At 40.0% G+C, this 18,173-nt stretch carries 21 protein-coding genes and 1 tRNA gene; 1 reads left to right on the plus strand and 21 read right to left on the minus strand.

Annotation, left to right across the window (positions count from 1 at the left end; translation table 11 throughout):
* Nucleotides 1–55: 55 nt before the first annotated feature.
* From V471_RS02090 to treP, 3 genes are all read right to left on the minus strand, one after another.
* Entirely contained in the window at nt 56–1,951 is a 1,896-nt protein-coding gene (locus V471_RS02090) for a M13 family metallopeptidase (RefSeq protein WP_084871061.1), read from the minus strand.
* A gap of 81 nt (nt 1,952–2,032) precedes the next feature.
* Entirely contained in the window at nt 2,033–3,658 is a 1,626-nt protein-coding gene (gene treC / locus V471_RS02095) for an alpha,alpha-phosphotrehalase (RefSeq protein ID WP_084871062.1), read from the minus strand.
* A gap of 63 nt (nt 3,659–3,721) precedes the next feature.
* Nucleotides 3,722–5,701, minus strand: coding sequence for a PTS system trehalose-specific EIIBC component (gene treP / locus V471_RS02100; RefSeq protein WP_084871063.1), 1,980 nt, complete (start codon nt 5,699–5,701; stop codon nt 3,722–3,724).
* A 156-nt stretch (nt 5,702–5,857) separates the two neighbouring features.
* Between treP and treR the strand changes: the two genes are divergently transcribed.
* On the plus strand, nt 5,858–6,568 hold the full coding sequence (treR, locus tag V471_RS02105; RefSeq protein WP_084871064.1) for a trehalose operon repressor: 711 nt from the start codon (nt 5,858–5,860) through the stop codon (nt 6,566–6,568).
* Between the two features lie 53 nt (nt 6,569–6,621).
* Here the strand turns inward: treR and V471_RS02110 are convergent, their stop codons facing one another.
* The 18 genes from V471_RS02110 to rpsE all read right to left on the minus strand — a co-directional run bounded on the left by V471_RS02110 (nt 6,622) and on the right by rpsE (nt 18,172).
* Nucleotides 6,622–7,182, minus strand: coding sequence for a TIGR01440 family protein (locus tag V471_RS02110; protein WP_021144703.1), 561 nt, complete (start codon nt 7,180–7,182; stop codon nt 6,622–6,624).
* 15 nt (nt 7,183–7,197) lie between these two features.
* Nucleotides 7,198–7,536 (minus strand): hypothetical protein, encoded by a 339-nt coding sequence (locus V471_RS02115; protein WP_073687829.1) that lies wholly within the window; start codon nt 7,534–7,536, stop codon nt 7,198–7,200.
* A gap of 32 nt (nt 7,537–7,568) precedes the next feature.
* The gene (locus V471_RS02120) at nt 7,569–7,925 is read right to left on the minus strand and encodes a hypothetical protein (protein WP_002892073.1); all 357 of its coding nucleotides are present in this window, start codon (nt 7,923–7,925) and stop codon (nt 7,569–7,571) included.
* A gap of 289 nt (nt 7,926–8,214) precedes the next feature.
* Complete coding sequence (locus V471_RS02125; protein ID WP_002887043.1) at nt 8,215–9,096, minus strand: class II fructose-bisphosphate aldolase; 882 nt, start codon at nt 9,094–9,096, stop codon at nt 8,215–8,217.
* Between the two features lie 125 nt (nt 9,097–9,221).
* Nucleotides 9,222–10,208 (minus strand): IS30 family transposase, encoded by a 987-nt coding sequence (locus V471_RS02130; RefSeq protein WP_013990094.1) that lies wholly within the window; start codon nt 10,206–10,208, stop codon nt 9,222–9,224.
* A 120-nt stretch (nt 10,209–10,328) separates the two neighbouring features.
* Nucleotides 10,329–10,414 (minus strand) — tRNA-Leu (locus tag V471_RS02135).
* Nucleotides 10,415–10,605: 191 nt separating this feature from the next.
* Nucleotides 10,606–11,901 (minus strand): gamma-glutamylcysteine synthetase, encoded by a 1,296-nt coding sequence (locus tag V471_RS02140; RefSeq protein WP_084871065.1) that lies wholly within the window; start codon nt 11,899–11,901, stop codon nt 10,606–10,608.
* A gap of 249 nt (nt 11,902–12,150) precedes the next feature.
* Entirely contained in the window at nt 12,151–12,537 is a 387-nt protein-coding gene (rplQ, locus tag V471_RS02145) for a 50S ribosomal protein L17 (RefSeq protein ID WP_002885709.1), read from the minus strand.
* A 17-nt stretch (nt 12,538–12,554) separates the two neighbouring features.
* Nucleotides 12,555–13,493 (minus strand): DNA-directed RNA polymerase subunit alpha, encoded by a 939-nt coding sequence (locus tag V471_RS02150; protein WP_002887046.1) that lies wholly within the window; start codon nt 13,491–13,493, stop codon nt 12,555–12,557.
* A 48-nt stretch (nt 13,494–13,541) separates the two neighbouring features.
* Entirely contained in the window at nt 13,542–13,925 is a 384-nt protein-coding gene (rpsK, locus tag V471_RS02155; protein ID WP_002885718.1) for a 30S ribosomal protein S11, read from the minus strand.
* A 26-nt stretch (nt 13,926–13,951) separates the two neighbouring features.
* Nucleotides 13,952–14,317 carry a 30S ribosomal protein S13 gene (gene rpsM, locus V471_RS02160; protein WP_002885820.1) on the minus strand — a complete coding sequence of 122 codons (366 nt, stop codon included), beginning with the start codon at nt 14,315–14,317 and terminating at the stop codon, nt 13,952–13,954.
* A 17-nt stretch (nt 14,318–14,334) separates the two neighbouring features.
* Entirely contained in the window at nt 14,335–14,451 is a 117-nt protein-coding gene (gene rpmJ / locus V471_RS02165) for a 50S ribosomal protein L36 (protein ID WP_000868345.1), read from the minus strand.
* 25 nt (nt 14,452–14,476) lie between these two features.
* Nucleotides 14,477–14,695: a translation initiation factor IF-1 gene (infA, locus tag V471_RS02170; RefSeq protein WP_001040189.1), complete on the minus strand. Its 219-nt coding sequence runs from the start codon at nt 14,693–14,695 to the stop codon at nt 14,477–14,479.
* A 117-nt stretch (nt 14,696–14,812) separates the two neighbouring features.
* Nucleotides 14,813–15,469: an adenylate kinase gene (locus V471_RS02175; RefSeq protein ID WP_084871066.1), complete on the minus strand. Its 657-nt coding sequence runs from the start codon at nt 15,467–15,469 to the stop codon at nt 14,813–14,815.
* A 131-nt stretch (nt 15,470–15,600) separates the two neighbouring features.
* Nucleotides 15,601–16,896, minus strand: coding sequence for a preprotein translocase subunit SecY (secY, locus tag V471_RS02180; RefSeq protein WP_064523557.1), 1,296 nt, complete (start codon nt 16,894–16,896; stop codon nt 15,601–15,603).
* 16 nt (nt 16,897–16,912) lie between these two features.
* The gene (gene rplO / locus V471_RS02185; protein WP_002885849.1) at nt 16,913–17,353 is read right to left on the minus strand and encodes a 50S ribosomal protein L15; all 441 of its coding nucleotides are present in this window, start codon (nt 17,351–17,353) and stop codon (nt 16,913–16,915) included.
* Between the two features lie 127 nt (nt 17,354–17,480).
* The gene (gene rpmD / locus V471_RS02190) at nt 17,481–17,663 is read right to left on the minus strand and encodes a 50S ribosomal protein L30 (protein ID WP_002885773.1); all 183 of its coding nucleotides are present in this window, start codon (nt 17,661–17,663) and stop codon (nt 17,481–17,483) included.
* 14 nt (nt 17,664–17,677) lie between these two features.
* Nucleotides 17,678–18,172, minus strand: coding sequence for a 30S ribosomal protein S5 (gene rpsE / locus V471_RS02195; RefSeq protein ID WP_002885626.1), 495 nt, complete (start codon nt 18,170–18,172; stop codon nt 17,678–17,680).
* Nucleotide 18,173 lies beyond the last annotated feature (1 nt).

Here is an 18,173-nt window from a genome sequence, read left to right on the forward strand (position 1 = left end):
CTTACAACGACAAAAATAAAGAAATCCATCCATTTTAGGACAGATTTCATCATTATTACCAAATAATCACACGATCTTCTGGGGCACGCCACATGCCGTCGCCTTCTTTAACGTCAAATTCCTTGTGGAATTCGTCGAAGTTTGGTAGTTGAACATTAGTACGGAGTTTTCCTGGTGCGTGGACATCGACACTTGCAAGGAGTTGCATATATTCTGTCCGAGCTTTCATGCGCCAGATGCGAGCAAAGTTGGTGAAGAATTCTTCTGCTGAGAAATCCTCCTCTTTCTTAGCGGCCTCAAGGGCTGCAGCGATGCCTCCAAGATCCGCTACGTTTTCAGAGACGGTCAATTTCCCGTTAATCTTAGCACCGTAAGAGTCTTGGCCTTCAAACTGATCGATGACTTTTTGCGTGCGAGCGGTAAAGGCTTCGTAATCTTCTGGTTTCCACCAGTCCTTCAAGCTACCATTCTCATCAAAGGAAGCTCCATTGGTGTCAAAGGCGTGTGAAATTTCATGGGCAATGACTGCACCGATTCCGCCGTAGTTAGCTGATGACGATTGGTGAAGATCATAGAAAGGTGCCTGCAAAATTGCTGCTGGGAAGACGATTTGGTTTTGTTGCGGATCATAGTAGGCATTGACCATATTTGCTGGCATATGCCACTCACTTCGATCAACTGGTTGGTTCCACTTACTCCAGCTATGAGCAATTGAAATTTCGTAGAGAGCTTGAGCATTTTCAACCAAGGTTTTGCTCTCGTCGATAATCTTCTTGGCATAAGTTTCTGGTAACTTTTCAGGGTAACCGATATGAGGTGTGATGACATTGAGTTTGACAATGGCTTTTTCACGAGTCTCAGGGGCGAGCCAATCTGCTTTTTCTAGACGAGCCTTGTAAACCTCAATCATAGTTGCAACTTTATGCTCTACGTCTGCTTTTGCTTCTGGTGAGAATTTTTCTCCCGCATACCATAGTCCAAGCGCTTGGCTATATGGTACTTCTGCTAATGACAAGGCTGCTTTTTCTTTGGAACGAGGTTCTGGAACACCTGCAATCGTACGACTATATTCACCAGCCAAGACACGGATTTCTTCAGTCAAAAATAGAGTCCAAGAAAGAGCTGCGCCGAGTTTCAATGCAGCATGAAAGGTCTCCCAGTTGGCTGCTGAGTAGAATGTTGGTGCGAATTCCTTCCAGTAACGCTCTTCTGGCACGATGATTTTATCTGGAGTTTGTCCGATCACTTCTGTAAAGAAGGCATCGAGTGGCAATTCTGGGACCAAGGCCTTGAAATCCGCCCACTCATAGGGATGGTAGAGTTTGTTATACTCTGATTTTTCTTCGTTCGACAAGACATATTTGGCCAATTCTGCATCCCCTGCAATGACCTTATCCAGGATATCTTTGATTTCTTCCTCTGAGAAATCAAATTTTGCCAAGAGTTTTTCCATCATTTGGCGCCAGATAGCTAGTAATTCTGGACCTTTTTCGTTACCTTCTTCATAGTAGGTCGTATCTGGCAAGATGAGAGCCGGTGCTTCTCCCCACAAGACATTCATTTGAGCATTCATAAAGTCTGGTGACACGCTAAATGGCAAGAGATTTGGTTTGCCAGCTAGTTCATAGGTGCCTAACTTGCTGGTATAGTCTTCAAAAGAAGACAAGGCCTTGATTTCATTGATCAAGGGCATGACTGGCGCTACACCAGCTGCTTCTCTTGCATCAAAATCTGCCACCATCTTATGGTATTTGACAAAGTTTTGGAGAATACTGTCTTCGGGCAATTCTTCACCTCGTTGCCATTTTCCAGTGATATCCAACATCAAGTTTTCGATATCTTGGTCCAAATCCATAAAACCACCGGTTGAAGGCTTATCATCAGGAATTACAGCGGTCTCCGCCCATTTTCCATTGACGTAATCATAAAAATCATCTTGTAAGCGTGTCATTACACTTCCTCCATCAACATTAAAAGTGCTTTCATTATAACAAAATTCCCCAGTAAAAGCATTTACTGAGGAAAGTTTGGCTTATTTTACTAAGATTGCTAGGGTTTGATAAGGCTTAAGACTTACCTTTTCAGCAAGCTCTGCATCGTCATAGTTTGACAAGAGCACGCGCCCTGACTGGTATTCTGCTGGAATCGCCACTTCTGCTTCACTTCCATAAAAATTATTGAGTACCAAGAGTTTTTGACCATCTAAATGACGTTCAAAGGCGTAGACTTGTTGACTATCTTCAAGTGCCGGCTGATAGCTACCTTCTGAAATAATAGGCATTTCTTTGCGCAAGCGAATCAATTCTTTATAGAATTTAAAGATTGGTCCATCGATTTCATTTTCAACGTTGATGTCTTTGTAAGATTTACCGGCTTTCAACCATGGAGTGCCTGTTGAAAAACCTGCATTTTCAGAAGCATCCCATTGCATTGGCGTACGAGAATTATCTCGTGACTTAGCTTGGATAATCTTAAAGGCTTGCTCTGGAGAATGACCTTGATCCAAAAGCATCTGGTAGGCATTGATGGATTCGACATCCACATAATCTGCCATCGAATCATAGTCTGGATCAATCATTCCAATCTCTTCGCCCATGTAGATATAAGGCGTTCCACGTGACAAGTGAATGCTGGCTGCGAGCATGGTCGCTCCTTCATTGCGGAAGTTCTTGATATCCACAAAGCGATTAAGAGCACGAGGTTGGTCATGGTTATTCCAGAAGAGGGCACTCCAACCTCCTCGTTCACTCATTTCCTTGCCCCAGGTATGATAGAGACGTTTGAGCTCTTCAAAATCAAATGGAGTAATGGTCCATTTTTGACCATCTTCATAGTCGACTTTCAGATGATGGAAGTTAAAGGCCATAGACAACTCGTGGCGCTCCGGTGCTGAATACAAAACACAGTTGTCAATGGTTGTCGATGACATCTCTCCAACTGTCATAAAGCTATCATCAGAACCAAAGGTCGCTTCATTCATCATACGAAGATAGTCATGGACAATTGGTTTATCCGTATAAGCTGGCTTCCCTTCATTTTCAGGGCAATCCACCAAGACTTCGTCTTTTCCAATCAAATTGATCACATCAAAACGGAAGCCTTTGACACCCTTGTCCCGCCAGAAGTTGACCACCTTGAACAATTCCTTGCGGACATTGGGATTGCGCCAATTGAGGTCTGCCTGTGTCACGTCAAAGAGGTGAAGATAGTATTTTCCTGTATCTCCAAAAGGAGCCCAGGCAGAACCACCAAATTTAGACAACCAATCAGTTGGTTGGTCCTGAATGAAGAAGAAATCTTGGTAGTACTTATCTCCAGCAAGAGCCTTTTGGAACCACTCATGCTCCGTTGAGCAATGGTTAAGCACCATGTCTAGCATGAAGTCAATCTTGTGCTCTTTAGCTACACGGACCATTTCTTCAAAGTCAGCCATATCCCCAAAGACAGGATTAACGGCTGTATAGTCTGAAATATCGTAACCATTGTCACGTTGTGGGCTTGGATAGAAAGGATTGAGCCAAACCATATCCACGCCCAACTCTGCTAGATAAGGAATCTTTTCAATGATTCCTCTGAAATCACCAATTCCATTTCCTGTAGTGTCCTTATATGATTTTGGATAAATTTGGTATACAACCTTTGTTTTATCTAATGCCATGTGATTTTTCCTCTTTTGTTCTTTATATGAAGAGGTGGAACCGTAACGTCTCCACCCCTTAGCTTATTTTGTTCGATGAGCAATCATGAGAACATCACCACGTTTAATATCACGTGGAAGATCTCCTTCAACATCTGCTTGGAAATCATCTTGATTTGTAATGATAACTGGAGTCTCAGTGACCAAACCAGCCTTTTTGATAACATCCATATCAAAGCTAATCAATTGTTGACCAACAACAACTTTATCACCTTGTTCAACATGAGCCTCAAAACCTTTTCCGTCAAGGCTAACCGTATCCATACCAATGTGCATTAGCATTTCAACACCTTCTTCAGAAACGATACCTACTGCGTGCTTAGTTGGGAAGAGTACTGTCACTGTACCATTCACTGGTGAAACCAATTCCCCTTGACTTGGTTCGATGACGACACCTTGTCCCATTACACCTGATGAAAAGACAGGATCTGTGGCTTGGCTAAGTGGTTTAACTTGGCCAGCAAGTGGGCTAACAACCTCTGCTGATTCAGCAAGAGCCGTTGGAGTAGCAGTATGTGATGCAAATTCAGCTTCTTCTTGAGCTGCGAATTCTTCCTTAAGTTCTGTATCATCTTCTGTCTTAGTAAAGAGACCCACTTTGCGGAAGAAGAAAGTCAAGACCATAGGTACAATGATAGCAACAAGCATAATTCCTGCAAATGGAATCATATACTTAGGTTGAATTGATAGAATACCAGGCAACCCACCAATACCAATAGAGGCCGCTGTAACGTTAAAGGTTACTGATAGAAGACCTGCAATAGATGAACCAATCATACCCGCAACAAATGGGTAAATATATTTGACGTTAACCCCGAAGAGGGCTGGTTCTGTAACACCAAGATAAGCTGAAATAGTAGCTGGAAGTGAAATTTGAGCCTCACGTTCATCATGACGATGCATAATATAGTAAGCAAAGACTGCTGAACCTTGAGCAATGTTTGATAGAGCAATCATAGGCCAAAGAGCTGTTCCACCAGCATCTGCAATCAACTGAGTATCAATTGCATTGGTCATGTGGTGAAGACCAGTGATAACGAACGGCGCATAAAGGGCACCAAAAACAGCACCGAAAAGCCATTTTACAGGACCTGTCAAACCAGCAAGAACCACTGTTGAAAGAGCTTGGCCAATAGTCCAACCAATAGGACCTAAAACAGTATGAGCCAAAATAAGGGCTGGAATCAATGACAAGAACGGTACAAAAATCATTGATACTACTTCTGGTACATGTTTACGCCAGAAAATTTCAAGATAAGAAAGTGACAAACCAGCAAGAAGGGCAGGAATAACTTGCGCTTGATAACCTATACGATTAACAGTAAAGAATCCGAAATCCCAAACCCAATCCTTAGCAATTTCAGACGCTGGTGTCAATGCTACTGAATAAGCATTAAGCAATTGTGGTGACACCAGACAAATACCCAAAACAATTCCAAGAATTTGGCTAGTTCCCATTTTACGAGAAACAGACCAAGTAATACCTACAGGCAAGAATTGGAAGATAGCTTCACCAGGTAACCACAAGAAGTGATTCACTCCTGACCAGAACTGAGAAACCTCGGTAATTGTCTTGCCGTCAAGCATAGACCAATGCACACCTTCAAGAACATTACGGAAACCAAGGATTAATCCCCCAACGATAAGGGCTGGAATAATAGGTGTAAAGATCTCCGCCAAGGTTGTCATAACACGCTGAACTGGGTTTTGGTTGCTCTTGGCAGCTGATTTAGCAGCTTCTTTAGAAACACCTTCAATCCCTGATACAGCAGTGAAATCGTTATAAAAGATTGGTACATCATTACCAATGATAACTTGGAATTGACCTGCATTGGTGAAAGTCCCCTTAACAGCAGGAATGGCTTCGATTGTTTTCACATCTGCCTTCTTGTCATCACCAAGAACGAAACGCATACGCGTCGCACAGTGAGTAACAGCAGTCACATTTTCTTTACCGCCGATTGCAGCAAGCAGATCTTTGGCTTCTTGTTCAAATTTACCCATTTGAATCTCCTTTTCTTTTTTGACAATATCTGATTGACTTGATAAACTAATTGTAAGCGATTGCAAATTTGTCTGCAAGTGTTCCGGGATTTTTTTAACGTATTTTTGTAAAAAAACATCGGTTGTATGTTTTTTTACCTACAAATGAGGAGAAAGATGAAAAAATATCAGATTATTTATAAGGATTTAGAAAAAGCTATCCATGAGCAAAAGTATCAAGTGGGAGACTTTCTCCCCACCGAACAAGAACTGGTTCAATCTTACCAGGTTAGTCGAGACACTATACGAAAAGCATTAACCTTACTCGTTGAAGAAGGCTTGGTCAAAAAAATTCATGGCTCTGGCTCTCAGGTTATTAACCAGGAACAAATCAACTTTCCTGTGTCTGACCTTACTAGTTACCAAGAACTAATAGAACAACAAGGCCTTAATTCGCAAACCAATGTTATTTCTCTGGATAAAATCATCGTTGATTCCAAACTCTCAGAAAGAACTGGTTTTTCTAACAGCCGACAGGTTTGGCGTGTTGTTCGCCAAAGAGTCGTTGATAGCTGTGCCTCTGTTATAGATATTGATTACCTAGATGCAAGCCTTGTTCCTCAACTAAACCGTAGCATTGCTGAATACTCTATTTACGACTACATTGAGAATCAGATCAACCTTAGCATTTCCCACGCCTTTAAAGAAATCACTATCGATAATGCTACCGATCAGGATAAGATTCTTATCGACCTAGGTAAGGACCAGCACGTCGTCTGTGTCCGTTCAAAAGTTTATTTAAACAATGGAAAACAGTTTCAATTTACGGAAAGTCGCCATAAACTTGAAAAATTCAAATTTGTTGATTATGCCAAGCGCCATCATTAAAACGAAAAGCCTAGCTAATAGAAAAAGTATCGGACATTCTTGTCCGATACTTTTTAGTTTTTACGAATAGGATCTGCTAGATACTCCGCACGAGCACCACCAATTAACTTAGGACGACTAGCCAAAGCAGTCACATGGGCACCACCTAATTCTGGAATAATAGGGCGAAGAGGAACTTGGACCCTCTTCACATGCATACCAATAGAGGTATCCCCAATATCAATACCAGCCTGAGCGACAATTTCCTCCACCTCAACAGGATCCTTCATATAGTCGAAAGCAGCCAGCTGACCACTTCCCCCAGCGTGCAAGGTAGGAAGAACATTCACAATTTCCAAATCTTTAGCCATGGCAAGCTCACGCTCGACAACCAAAGCACGATTCAAATGTTCACAGCCCTGAACAGCCAAGTAAATCCCTTTAGGTTCCAAAACCTCAAGAATAGTTTTCACAATTCGTTGACCAATTTCGCGGCTAGAGGCTTTGCCGATAGTCCCACCAGCAACCTCACTGGAAGACAGGCCCAAGACAAAGATAGCTCCTCTCCCAATAGCTGAACGTTCAACAATATCTTCTACAAGCACACGTGTCTTCTCTTCTAAATCTAGCAACATCACAACAGCCCTCCTTTAGACAACAGCTGTATTCAGGATTCGCACAATAAGATAGTACAGAATCACAAAAAAGACAAGGAAAAATGCCCCTAATAATAATAACTGCCTACGACGTTTCTTACTTAGATCCCAGGAGAAACCAAATCCCATCAAAAAAGGACCAACACTATAACTTAGCATAAACCATAAATCTACGCGTGCTATATGCCAAAAAGAAGAAATAAAGGCCACCAAACCAATTAAGGATAAAATCCAAGAAAAATCCCAACGATCTGGTTTAGCAAAAGCCAAGCCTATTAAGAAGCAGCCCAAGGCAGGCATGATAATAAATGATAGGGTCATAAAATAAAACATGCCATTATTATAGCATGTTTTACAGATTCATGTTAGTGGCGGTTAATAACACCATAAGCAATAGTGAATGCAATAGCAGCAATACCTACAACGATTGCCATGACAGCCCAGAAAATAGTCATCGCACGGCGTCCCTTGCGATTGTTGAAAGGAAGTCCCCAACCAATCATGATAACACCTAGCAATCCAAGCCAAATTTTATAAGTGATAACAATCGCCGCATCAAAATAGGCAAAAGCAACCAAACCTAAACCTAGCAAAGAAATCAAATAAGACCACTTACCCTTCAAAAATGAAGGCAAGGCCCAACCAAATAACACTAAACCTAGTAGAGCAAGAGCTCCACCACCAAAAAATACAGGTACAATATAATTATCAAACATATTCATATTATAGCATATCTTAAAAAGTTAGGAAATAGAATCTATCAACCAAAGCCATATCCACTCTTTAAAATTTGTTCACTTCCAATCACAGATTAATTGGTAGATACTAACTATTTATTTGGGTACAAAAAAACAAGACCCAGAAAGGACCTTGTTTTAATAAGCTAATTAAGCTACATCTATAATCAAAACGGACTGAAATTTAGAAAGTGTGGCAAATCTGTGGCAAAACATAAGAAAAAGGCTTGTCCATATTGGACAAACCCTTTATTTTCAAGCTTATATAAGCTAATTAAGCTTTGTTTGCTGAACCGAATACGTCGATACGTTCTTCAACAGCTTCTGTAATAGCTTCGAAACCTGGTTTCAAGAATTTACGTGGGTCGAAGAGTTTCTTCTTGTCGTATTCTGCTTCATTTGCTTCGTATTCAGCAACAAATTTACGTGTTGCGTTAGCAAATGCGATTTGACATTCAGTGTTAACGTTAACTTTAGCAACACCAAGTTTGATAGCTGCTTGGATTTGATCGTCAGGAATACCTGATCCACCGTGCAATACGATTGGGAAGTTAGGAACAGCTTCTGTCAATTTTTGCAAGTGGTCAAGGTGAAGTCCGCTCCAGTTTTCTGGGTAAGGACCGTGGATGTTACCGATACCTGCTGCAAGGAAGTCGATACCAGTTGCAACCATAGCTTTAGCATCTTCGATTGGTGCCAATTCACCATCACCGATGATACCATCTTCTTCACCACCGATTGTACCAACTTCAGCTTCAACTGATACACCGTTAGCGTGTGCAAATTCAACAACTTTAGCTGCTTTTTCAAGGTTTTCTTCAACTGGAAGGTGTGAACCGTCAAACATAACTGAAGTGTAACCTACACGGATACATTCCAAAGCATCATTGTAGTGACCGTGGTCAAGGTGAATAGCAACTGGTACAGTGATACCCATTGATTCAACCAATTCTTCGATGAGAACTTTACACAATTTGTAACCACCCATGTACTTAGCTGCACCCATAGAAGTTTGGATAAGTACTGGAGCTTGTTTAGCTTCTGCTGCACGCAAGATAGCTTGAGTCCACTCAAGGTTGTTTGTGTTAAATCCACCAACTGCGTAACCATTATCACGAGCTGCTTGGACAAATTTTTCTGCTGAAACGATTGCCATTATAAAGGCCTCCTATATTTTTTTGGGTTTGAACCCGTTTACAAGTTTATTCTATCACAATTAGACTCAAAAAACTAGCTTTTCTACAATTTGTAAGCGTTTTGATTTTTTAATACCTTGAATTGTCAAATTAAGTGCATACTCTCCCCATAGAATACTTCATAAGGTGTTTTCCAGTTAAGACATTTTCGTGGCCTATTATTAAGTTTGTTCTCCCATAGCTGAATAGTCTGATCATCAACCAATGTTAGATCACTACCCTTTGGAAAATATTCTCTAAGTAATCCATTCGTGTTCTCATTGGTTCCTCGTTGCCATGGAGCATGAGGGTCAGGAAAATAGACTTCAATGTTCAATTGATCACTCAATTTCTGATGATAGGTGAATTCTTTCCCTCTATCAGGAGTTACTGTATACTTCGTCAAGGGTTCTAACAGTTTTACCATAGCTTCTATTACCAACTTGCTTTTCTTAACAGCTACCTTTTTGATTTTTAGAAAACGAGAATAACGGTCTGTTAGAGTAACTAAACAAGCTTTTCCAGTTTTACCTGCAACAGTATCGGCTTCCCAATCTCCTATTCTAGTTCGATTATTAGCCTCTTCTGGTCTTTCGTGAATTGTATGAGAAATGGATATTTTCCCTCTATTTTCAACATGACCTTTAGTATGACGTGTTTTCCCACGATGACGAAGTTTACGAATGACACCACGAGCACCATGAGATAATGAGTTATCCTCAAAATGTCCTCGGTAAATGGCTCTATAGATTGTTTGATAACTAATAACAGTTTTTCCGTACTCTAATTGCAACCGACCTTCTATTTCTTCAGGAGACCATTGGTAATCGAGAAATAGATGTTTGATGGTATTGCTTAAATTGTGATCTATTTCAAGCATACGCTTCCGCCCACAGTGTGATTTAGCCCTATGGTAAGACTCCTGTGCATGACTTGGAGAATAGCTTCCTTCTTTTAGATGCCGCTTCCACTCACGACTAATACTAGACGGATGACGATGAAGTAACTTAGCAATTTGAGAAAAATTTAGGCCTTGCGTACGGTAAATGAGAATACTTTCACGCTCGTCTATGGTAAAATGATGGTAGCTCATAAGATTTCCTTTCGTAACTAGTTCGTTCAATTCTATTTTACTAGAAAATCTTATGAGTTTTTATTGTGCACTTATATTGTATATTCAAGACAAAAAAACCAGTCATCTGACTGGTTACTCTGCGGAAAGAGGGACTTGAACCCTCACGACCTAAAGCGGTCACAGGATCCTTAGTCCTGCGCGTCTGCCAATTCCGCCATTTCCGCTAACAACATTAGTTATTATATCAAGATTGACAACTTGTGTCAATACCTTTTTGAAAGTTTTTTATAACTTTCTCTTGTCTCTTTCGAAACAACTACTATATAATACCATTTATTGTTTGCTGACGTCAATACTTTTTTGCCTTTTTTTAAATTTTTTAGCAAAAGTTATCTATTATATCTTATATCAAAGATTAAACCAAACTCTTATTCAGCCTATCTAATCTCTCTCTAAGGGGCACTAAGTAGACTTCTTCTCCAAAACCACGCGATTTTAAGCCATCCTCAGCACAAGACAATAGCGATTCTGTCAAAGGTAAAATCATTTTGAGGTCTGTATCAGAAATATCCTTTTTCGAATATAAACGACGAATTCTAGGATAATCATAGTCAAACGCTTCAAAAATAGGTGCGTCATTCAAAATATTTTCTAGATTTTCCAAATTGACTAAAAGACCAAGGTGAAAGGCTGCTGGTGCAAAGGTTGATGAGAAAGGTTGGGTACAAACACTGCGAAACTCAATCGTCCCTCGTGTCGTTAAATCTTGGAATTGATAAGAACGGTGAGTCTTAAAATCTTCCTCACTTGGCTCAATAGTGACTACTTCGCCATGAATAGAGTGTGCTTTGACAGATGACGTACTTAGATAGTCTTTAGCACGTATTGGTTCAAAATAGTAGGTTTCATCCCCACGCTTAGCAGTAAAAATGGCTGTCTCAGATAAGTAAGAAAAATAGTCATCTTCGCTCTTAAACACCTTGGGAAATACCCCTGCATTTTCCTCAAACACACCATGCATGGAATTCTCCCAGAAAACATCACGAGAAAGCGCTAAATCCCAATCAGAACCCCAAAATTCAGAGTTTGCCAATAATACTGCCTTGGGTCCCTCTATTTGATTAAAAGCATTTAAAACCCTTAAATAGGACGTTTTTGAAACATCTAACTGTACCTGACTCCCACAGATGAAAGAACCATATTCTGGATAATCATGAAAGAAAGGATCGTTCTTTGCTTTAGATAACTCGAGAAAATCCATAAGCATCTCATAACGAGGAGATTTAACAGGTCTGTTGTCATTTTTTACCCAGTTTGGATTCACTCCCCAACCTTGCAACTCATGATTATGATTCTGCAGATAAGGTTGGATTATACCAAGGTAAGTATCCAAACGTTCCTCAACCTCAGAGATTCTTTCAGCCTTTGCAAAAGCAAACTCAATCGTATTGTAGGAGACTTCAAAAAGAATCATATCTCCAGAAGCTTTATCGATAAGCTGAATGGGATTGTTATCAGAATCATACTTATCAGCTTGAAAATCAAAATTATCCAAGAGATAGACTAGTAACTGTTTTGTAAGAGAGACATCTGTAGCATTACCACTCAAATTAACAACTGGGTATTCCAACTCAATCCCCACAAATAATTCCGGTTGCTCCTTAATTGGCTCATAATACCTTTGCTTAAGCAGTTCCTTGGCTGTTGTCAAAATAATGTCCCCCTTTTTGAAATAAGCTTATTTCATTATATCAAAATATTCAGACGATTTATAGCCCAAAAAAACGCCTGCTTACGAAAAATAACAGTATTACCTTTCGTAAACAAGCGTTACATGCTTATTTATTCCCATTTTTATGATGAGTGTTCCCGCTAGGCGTTTGCCCAGCGGTAGACCAGAGCTAGACTAAGAAAAGCTAAGCTATTCCATCATCATAACACTCAACAAAATTGATAAAAATTAAACAAGTTCGATGATTGCCATTGGGGCAGCATCGCCACGACGTGGTTCTGTTTTAAGGATACGAGTGTATCCACCGTTACGTTCAGCATAACGAGGTGCGATTTCTGAGAAAAGTTTTTGAAGAGCAGTTGTTGATGTATATTTATCAGTTGCTTCATCATAGCTTTCAGATGCAATTTCGTTACGTACAAATGCAGCTGCTTGACGACGTGCGTGCAAATCACCACGTTTACCAAGAGTGATCATTTTTTCAACTGTTTTACGGATTTCTTTAGCACGTGCTTCAGTTGTAACGATTGCTTCGTTAATGATAAGATCTGTAGTCAAATCACGAAGAACCGCTTTACGTTGTGAGCTTGTGCGTCCAAGTTTACGGTAAGCCATGTTATCCTCCTATATTATTATTTATCGTTTTTGAGTCCAAGTCCAAGATCAGCCAACTTAACTTTGACTTCTTCAAGAGATTTACGACCTAGGTTACGGACTTTCATCATTTCAGGCTCAGTTTTTTCTGTCAAATCATGAACGGTATTAATACCGGCACGTTTCAAACAGTTATATGAGCGTACAGACAAATCAAGTTCTTCGATGGTACGGTCAAGCACCTTTTCATCGTTCACTTTTTCAGTTTCTTTCATTACATCAGTAGCTTTAGCAACGTCAGTAAGGTCAGTAAACAAGTTCAAGTGTTCAATCAAAACGCGAGCCGAGAGACCGAGGGCATCTTCAGGGATGATTGTTCCGTTTGTCATGATTTCGATTGTCAATTTATCAAAACCATCGTTGCTACCTACACGGGCAGGTTCAACTTGATAATTGACTTTTTTCACTGGTGTGTAGATTGAATCTACAGCCAATGTTCCCACTGGTGCATCATCCTTCTTGTTTTCATCTGCTGGAACATAACCACGGTTTGTAGCTACTGTCATAGTCGCTTTCAAAGAAGCTCCTTCAGCGATAGTGAAAAGATAATGATCAGGGTTAACAATTTCAATGTCGCTATCAGTCAAGATATCTCCAGCAGTAACTTCAGCTGGACCTTGAACATCAAGTTCAATTGTTTTTTCGTCTTCGACGTAAGATTTTACAGCAAGTCCTTTAATATTAAGGATGATTTGCATCACGTCTTCACGGACGCCTGGTACGGTATCAAATTCGTGGAGTACTCCATCAATCTTAATTGATGTTACGGCAGCACCTGGAAGTGATGACAAAAGTACACGACGAAGAGAGTTACCCAAAGTTGTACCATAACCACGTTCTAGTGGTTCGATAACAAATTTGCCGTAATCTTTATTTTCATCAATTTTTGTTATTATTGGTTTTTCAAACTCAATCATTTATTATACTCCCTCGAAACGAACCTTGTGTACTATTGTTATTAAAGATTACACACGACGACGTTTTGGAGGACGACAACCATTATGTGGTACAGGTGTTACATCACGGATTGCTGTTACTTCAAGACCTGCAGCAGCAAGAGCACGGATAGCAGACTCACGACCTGAACCAGGACCTTTAACAGTTACTTCAACTGTTTTAAGACCATGTTCTTGTGCAGATTTAGCAGCAGCTTCTGAAGCCATTTGTGCAGCAAATGGTGTAGATTTACGAGAACCTTTGAAACCAAGAGCACCAGCTGATGACCATGCTACAGCGTTACCATGCACATCTGTAATCATAACAATAGTGTTATTGAAAGTAGCGTGAATGTGAGCAATACCAGATTCGATATTCTTTTTCACACGACGTTTACGTGTTGGTTTAGCCAATGTTTTTACCTCCTATTTTATTTTAATTATTTTTTCTTACCTGCAATCGCAACAGCTTTACCTTTACGAGTGCGGGCATTGTTTTTAGTGTTTTGTCCACGGACAGGAAGTCCACGACGGTGACGGATACCACGGTATGAACCGATTTCCATCAAACGTTTGATGTTAAGGTTAACTTCACGACGAAGGTCACCTTCAACTTTGATTGCATCCACTTCGCGACGGATAGCGTCTTCTTGATCGTTTGTCAAATCTTTAACGCGGATGTCTTCAGAAACGCCTGCAGCAGCCAAGATTTTCTTAGATGTTGCAAGTCCGATACCGTATACGTAAGTAAGTGAAATTACTACACGTTTATCGTTTGGAATGTCAACTCCAGCAATACGAGCCATGATTTCTCCTTTCTATATTATCCTTGACGTTGTTTGTGTTTTGGATTTGTTGGACAAATTACCATAACACGACCGTTACGACGAATAACTTTACAGTATTCGCAAATTGGTTTAACCGATGGTCTTACCTTCATGTTTTAATCCCTCCAATTATTTCGATTATTTAAAGCGGTATGTGATGCGTCCACGTGTCAAATCATAAGGACTCATTTCAACAGTCACACGGTCACCGACCAAAATACGAATGTAGTTTTTACGGATTTTACCAGAAACTGTCGCCAAAATTTGGTGTCCATTTTCCAATTCAACAGTAAACATAGCATTAGGCATAGTTTCTACAACTTTACCTTCAATTTCAATCACGTCTTCTTTTGCCACGCAAAAGTACCCCCTAAAATTTCGATTTGATTTCCTCTGAGCACAGAGGTAACAATTATAAGTCAGACTAAAGTATTATAACATGCTTAAGTCTGATACGCAAGTAAGATTATATAATTATTTAATTTCTGCAATCGCTTTTTTAACATCAGCGAATACATCATCGATATCTTGGTTACCTTGAATATCTGATACAAGACCAAGCTCACGATAATGTGCAATAATTGGCTCACCTTGAGCAATGTTTACGTCAAGACGACGTTTAACAGTTTCAGGTTTGTCATCTTCACGTTGGAAGAATTCATGTTCGCCACAAACATCACATGTTCCTTCAACCTTAGTTGGATTGAATACTTTATGATATGTTGCACCACATGAGCGACAAATGAAACGACCTGAAAGACGTTCAACCAAACTCTCTGGATTAACTTCAATGTTGATTACACCGTCAAGTTTAATACCAAGTGCTTTCAATGTTTCATCCAATGCATGAGCTTGCTCAATAGTACGTGGATAACCATCTAGCAAGAAACCTTTTTCAGCAATATCAGATTCAGCCAAACGCTCTTTAACGATTCCGTTTGTCACTTCATCTGGTACCAATTCACCTTTATCGATGAATGATTTTGCCAAAGTTCCCATTTCTGTTTGGTTAGCCATAGCAGCACGGAACATATCACCAGTTGAGATGTGAGCTACACCAAATTCTTCAACAATTTTTGCAGCTTGAGTCCCTTTACCAGCACCTGGTAGACCCATAATTAAAAGATTCATCTTACGAACTCCTTATTTTTGTTTTCAAATAACTCTATCAAAATTTAAAAACATTGGTAGAGTTATCAAAAAACAAAAGAGAAGGGACAGAAAGTAACCTTTCTTTCCCTCTCAATTGTTCATGAGAAGACTTAGTCTTCAAGATTCATAAATCCAACGTACTGACGTTTCAATAGGTAACCTTCGAGTTGTTTCATACCTTCGATACCAGTTGAAATCAAGATCAAGAGAGATGTACCACCAAGCGCGATTGAGCTTGTAAGGTGCATAAACTGTTGAGCCGCAATTGGAGCCAATGAAATAAACGCGAGAAATACAGCCCCGATTGTTGCCAATCTCTTAAGCAATGAAGACATGTACTTTTCAGTCTCACGACCTGGACGAACGCTAGGAATGTAAGACCCATTCTTTTGAAGATTTTCAGCAGTTTTTTCAGGATTTACTTGGACAAATGTGTAGAAGAATGAGAATAAGATAATCAATATCGCGTAAGTAATCATTCCACTAGGTGTATTATACGAGAGTAGTCCTTGTAAGTGTGATAACCAAGTAACCTTCGAGAAGAATGGAAGAATAGTACTAGGAATTGTTGTAATCGAGCTAGCAAAGATAACGGGAATAACACCAGCTGGATTTACTTTCAATGGAAGATAAGAACTCGTTGGAGCCCCTTGAACCAATTTAGTATATTGAATTGGAATTTGATATTCTGCCTGTTGAACAAATGTCGTAAAGAAGACAATCGCCAAACCTACCACAATTAGCAAAGCAACTATGATATATGAACGAGTTAATTCGTCAGCACGAACATTGACAAAGAAATCCTCGTAAATTGTTGAGAACATTTTTGGAATAGAAGCAATGATCCCTGAAAAGATAATCATTGACACACCATTACCAAAACCTTTATCAGTGATTTGTTCACCAAGCCATGTCACAATTATGCTACCAGCAGTTAGAATTGTCCCAATCAATAGGTAGGTTGAAACATTTGGTGTTTTAACCAATGAAATTGATGAGAGAGTATTAAAACTTGCTGTAATACCAATCGATTGAACAAAGGCTAAAACAAGAGTAATATAGCGAGTCGCTTGGTTCAATTTACGACGACCAACTTCCCCTTGTTTGCCCCACTCCACAAATTTCGGATAGATATCCATCTGCAAAAGTTGGACAATGATTGATGCTGTAATGTAAGGACTAACCCCCATCGAGAAGATAGAGAAGTTATTCATGGCATTACCAGACACCAAGTTAAGCATGTTCAAGAAAGGTAAATCACTTAATTGTTTCAAACTTTCCGCATTGATACCAGGAACTGTTACATGAGTCCCTACACGAAAAACGAAAATAATGAAGATTGTAAATAAAATCTTATTACGAACGTTTTTGACTTTCAATGCGTCTTTTAATAGTTTAAAGAACATAATGAGTTACCCCTCATTAGATGACTTCGATTGAACCACCTTTAGCAGTGATAGCTGCTTCAGCAGATTTTGAGAATTTAGCTGCTTTAACAGTCAATTTCTTAGTCAATTCACCGTTACCAAGAACTTTAACGCCTGATTTTTCAGCACGAACGATTCCAGCTTCTTTAAGAACTGCTGGAGTTACTTCTGTACCATCTTCAAAGACGTTCAATTGATCAAGGTTTACAAGTGCGTATTCTTTAGCGTTGATGTTAGTGAATCCACGTTTTGGAAGACGACGGAACAATGGAGTTTGTCCACCTTCAAATCCCGGACGTACGCCACCACCGCTACGAGCTTTTTGACCTTTTTGACCACGGCCTGAAGTTTTACCGTTACCAGATGAAGTACCACGACCTACACGGTTACGGACTTTACGAGAACCTTCAGCAGGTTTCAATTCATGAAGTTTCATTATTATTTTCTCCTCTTTTTGTAAAATGCTAGCGCCTCTAACCAAGTAAGGTAGCTTAATTAGAAACTCGCCTATACATGAAATTCAGTTTAAGTCGCAAGGGAACCCTCACGACTTAAATCAATTTTTATTTAACGTCTTCTACAGTTACCAAGTGAGATACTGCGTTGACCATACCACGGATAGCAGCGTTGTCTTCTTTAACAACTGAGCTATTCAATTTACCAAGTCCAAGAGCAACAACTGTTTTACGTTGTTCTGGTTTGCGTCCGATTGGAGACTTAGTCAAAGTAATTTTAATTTGAGCCATTGTTATCTCCTTTCTTATGCCAAGTCAGATACTGAGATGCCACGAAGAGCCGCAACTTCTTCAGCACGTTTAAGTTGTTTCAATCCTTCAACAGTCGCACGAACGATGTTGATTGGAGTGTTTGAACCGAGTGATTTAGATGTTACATCAGCAACACCCGCCAATTCGATGACGGCACGAACTGCACCACCAGCGGCAACCCCAGCCCCTTCAACAGCTGGTTTCAACAATACTTTCGCTCCACCAAATTCTGAACGAACTTCGTGAGGAATAGTTGTACCAACCATAGGAACTTCGATAAGGTTTTTCTTAGCTGCTTCAACTGCTTTACGGATAGCTTCTGGAACCTCTTGAGATTTACCAGTACCAAATCCTACGCGACCATTACGGTCACCAACAACAACAAGAGCAGCAAAACGCATGTTGCGTCCACCTTTTACAACTTTAGTAACACGGTTGATAGCAACTACGCGTTCTTCAAGTTCTACTGCATTATCTTTAAATGCCATT

This window comes from Streptococcus salivarius, from assembly GCF_002094975.1.
GTDB classification, from domain to species: domain Bacteria; phylum Bacillota; class Bacilli; order Lactobacillales; family Streptococcaceae; genus Streptococcus; species Streptococcus salivarius_D.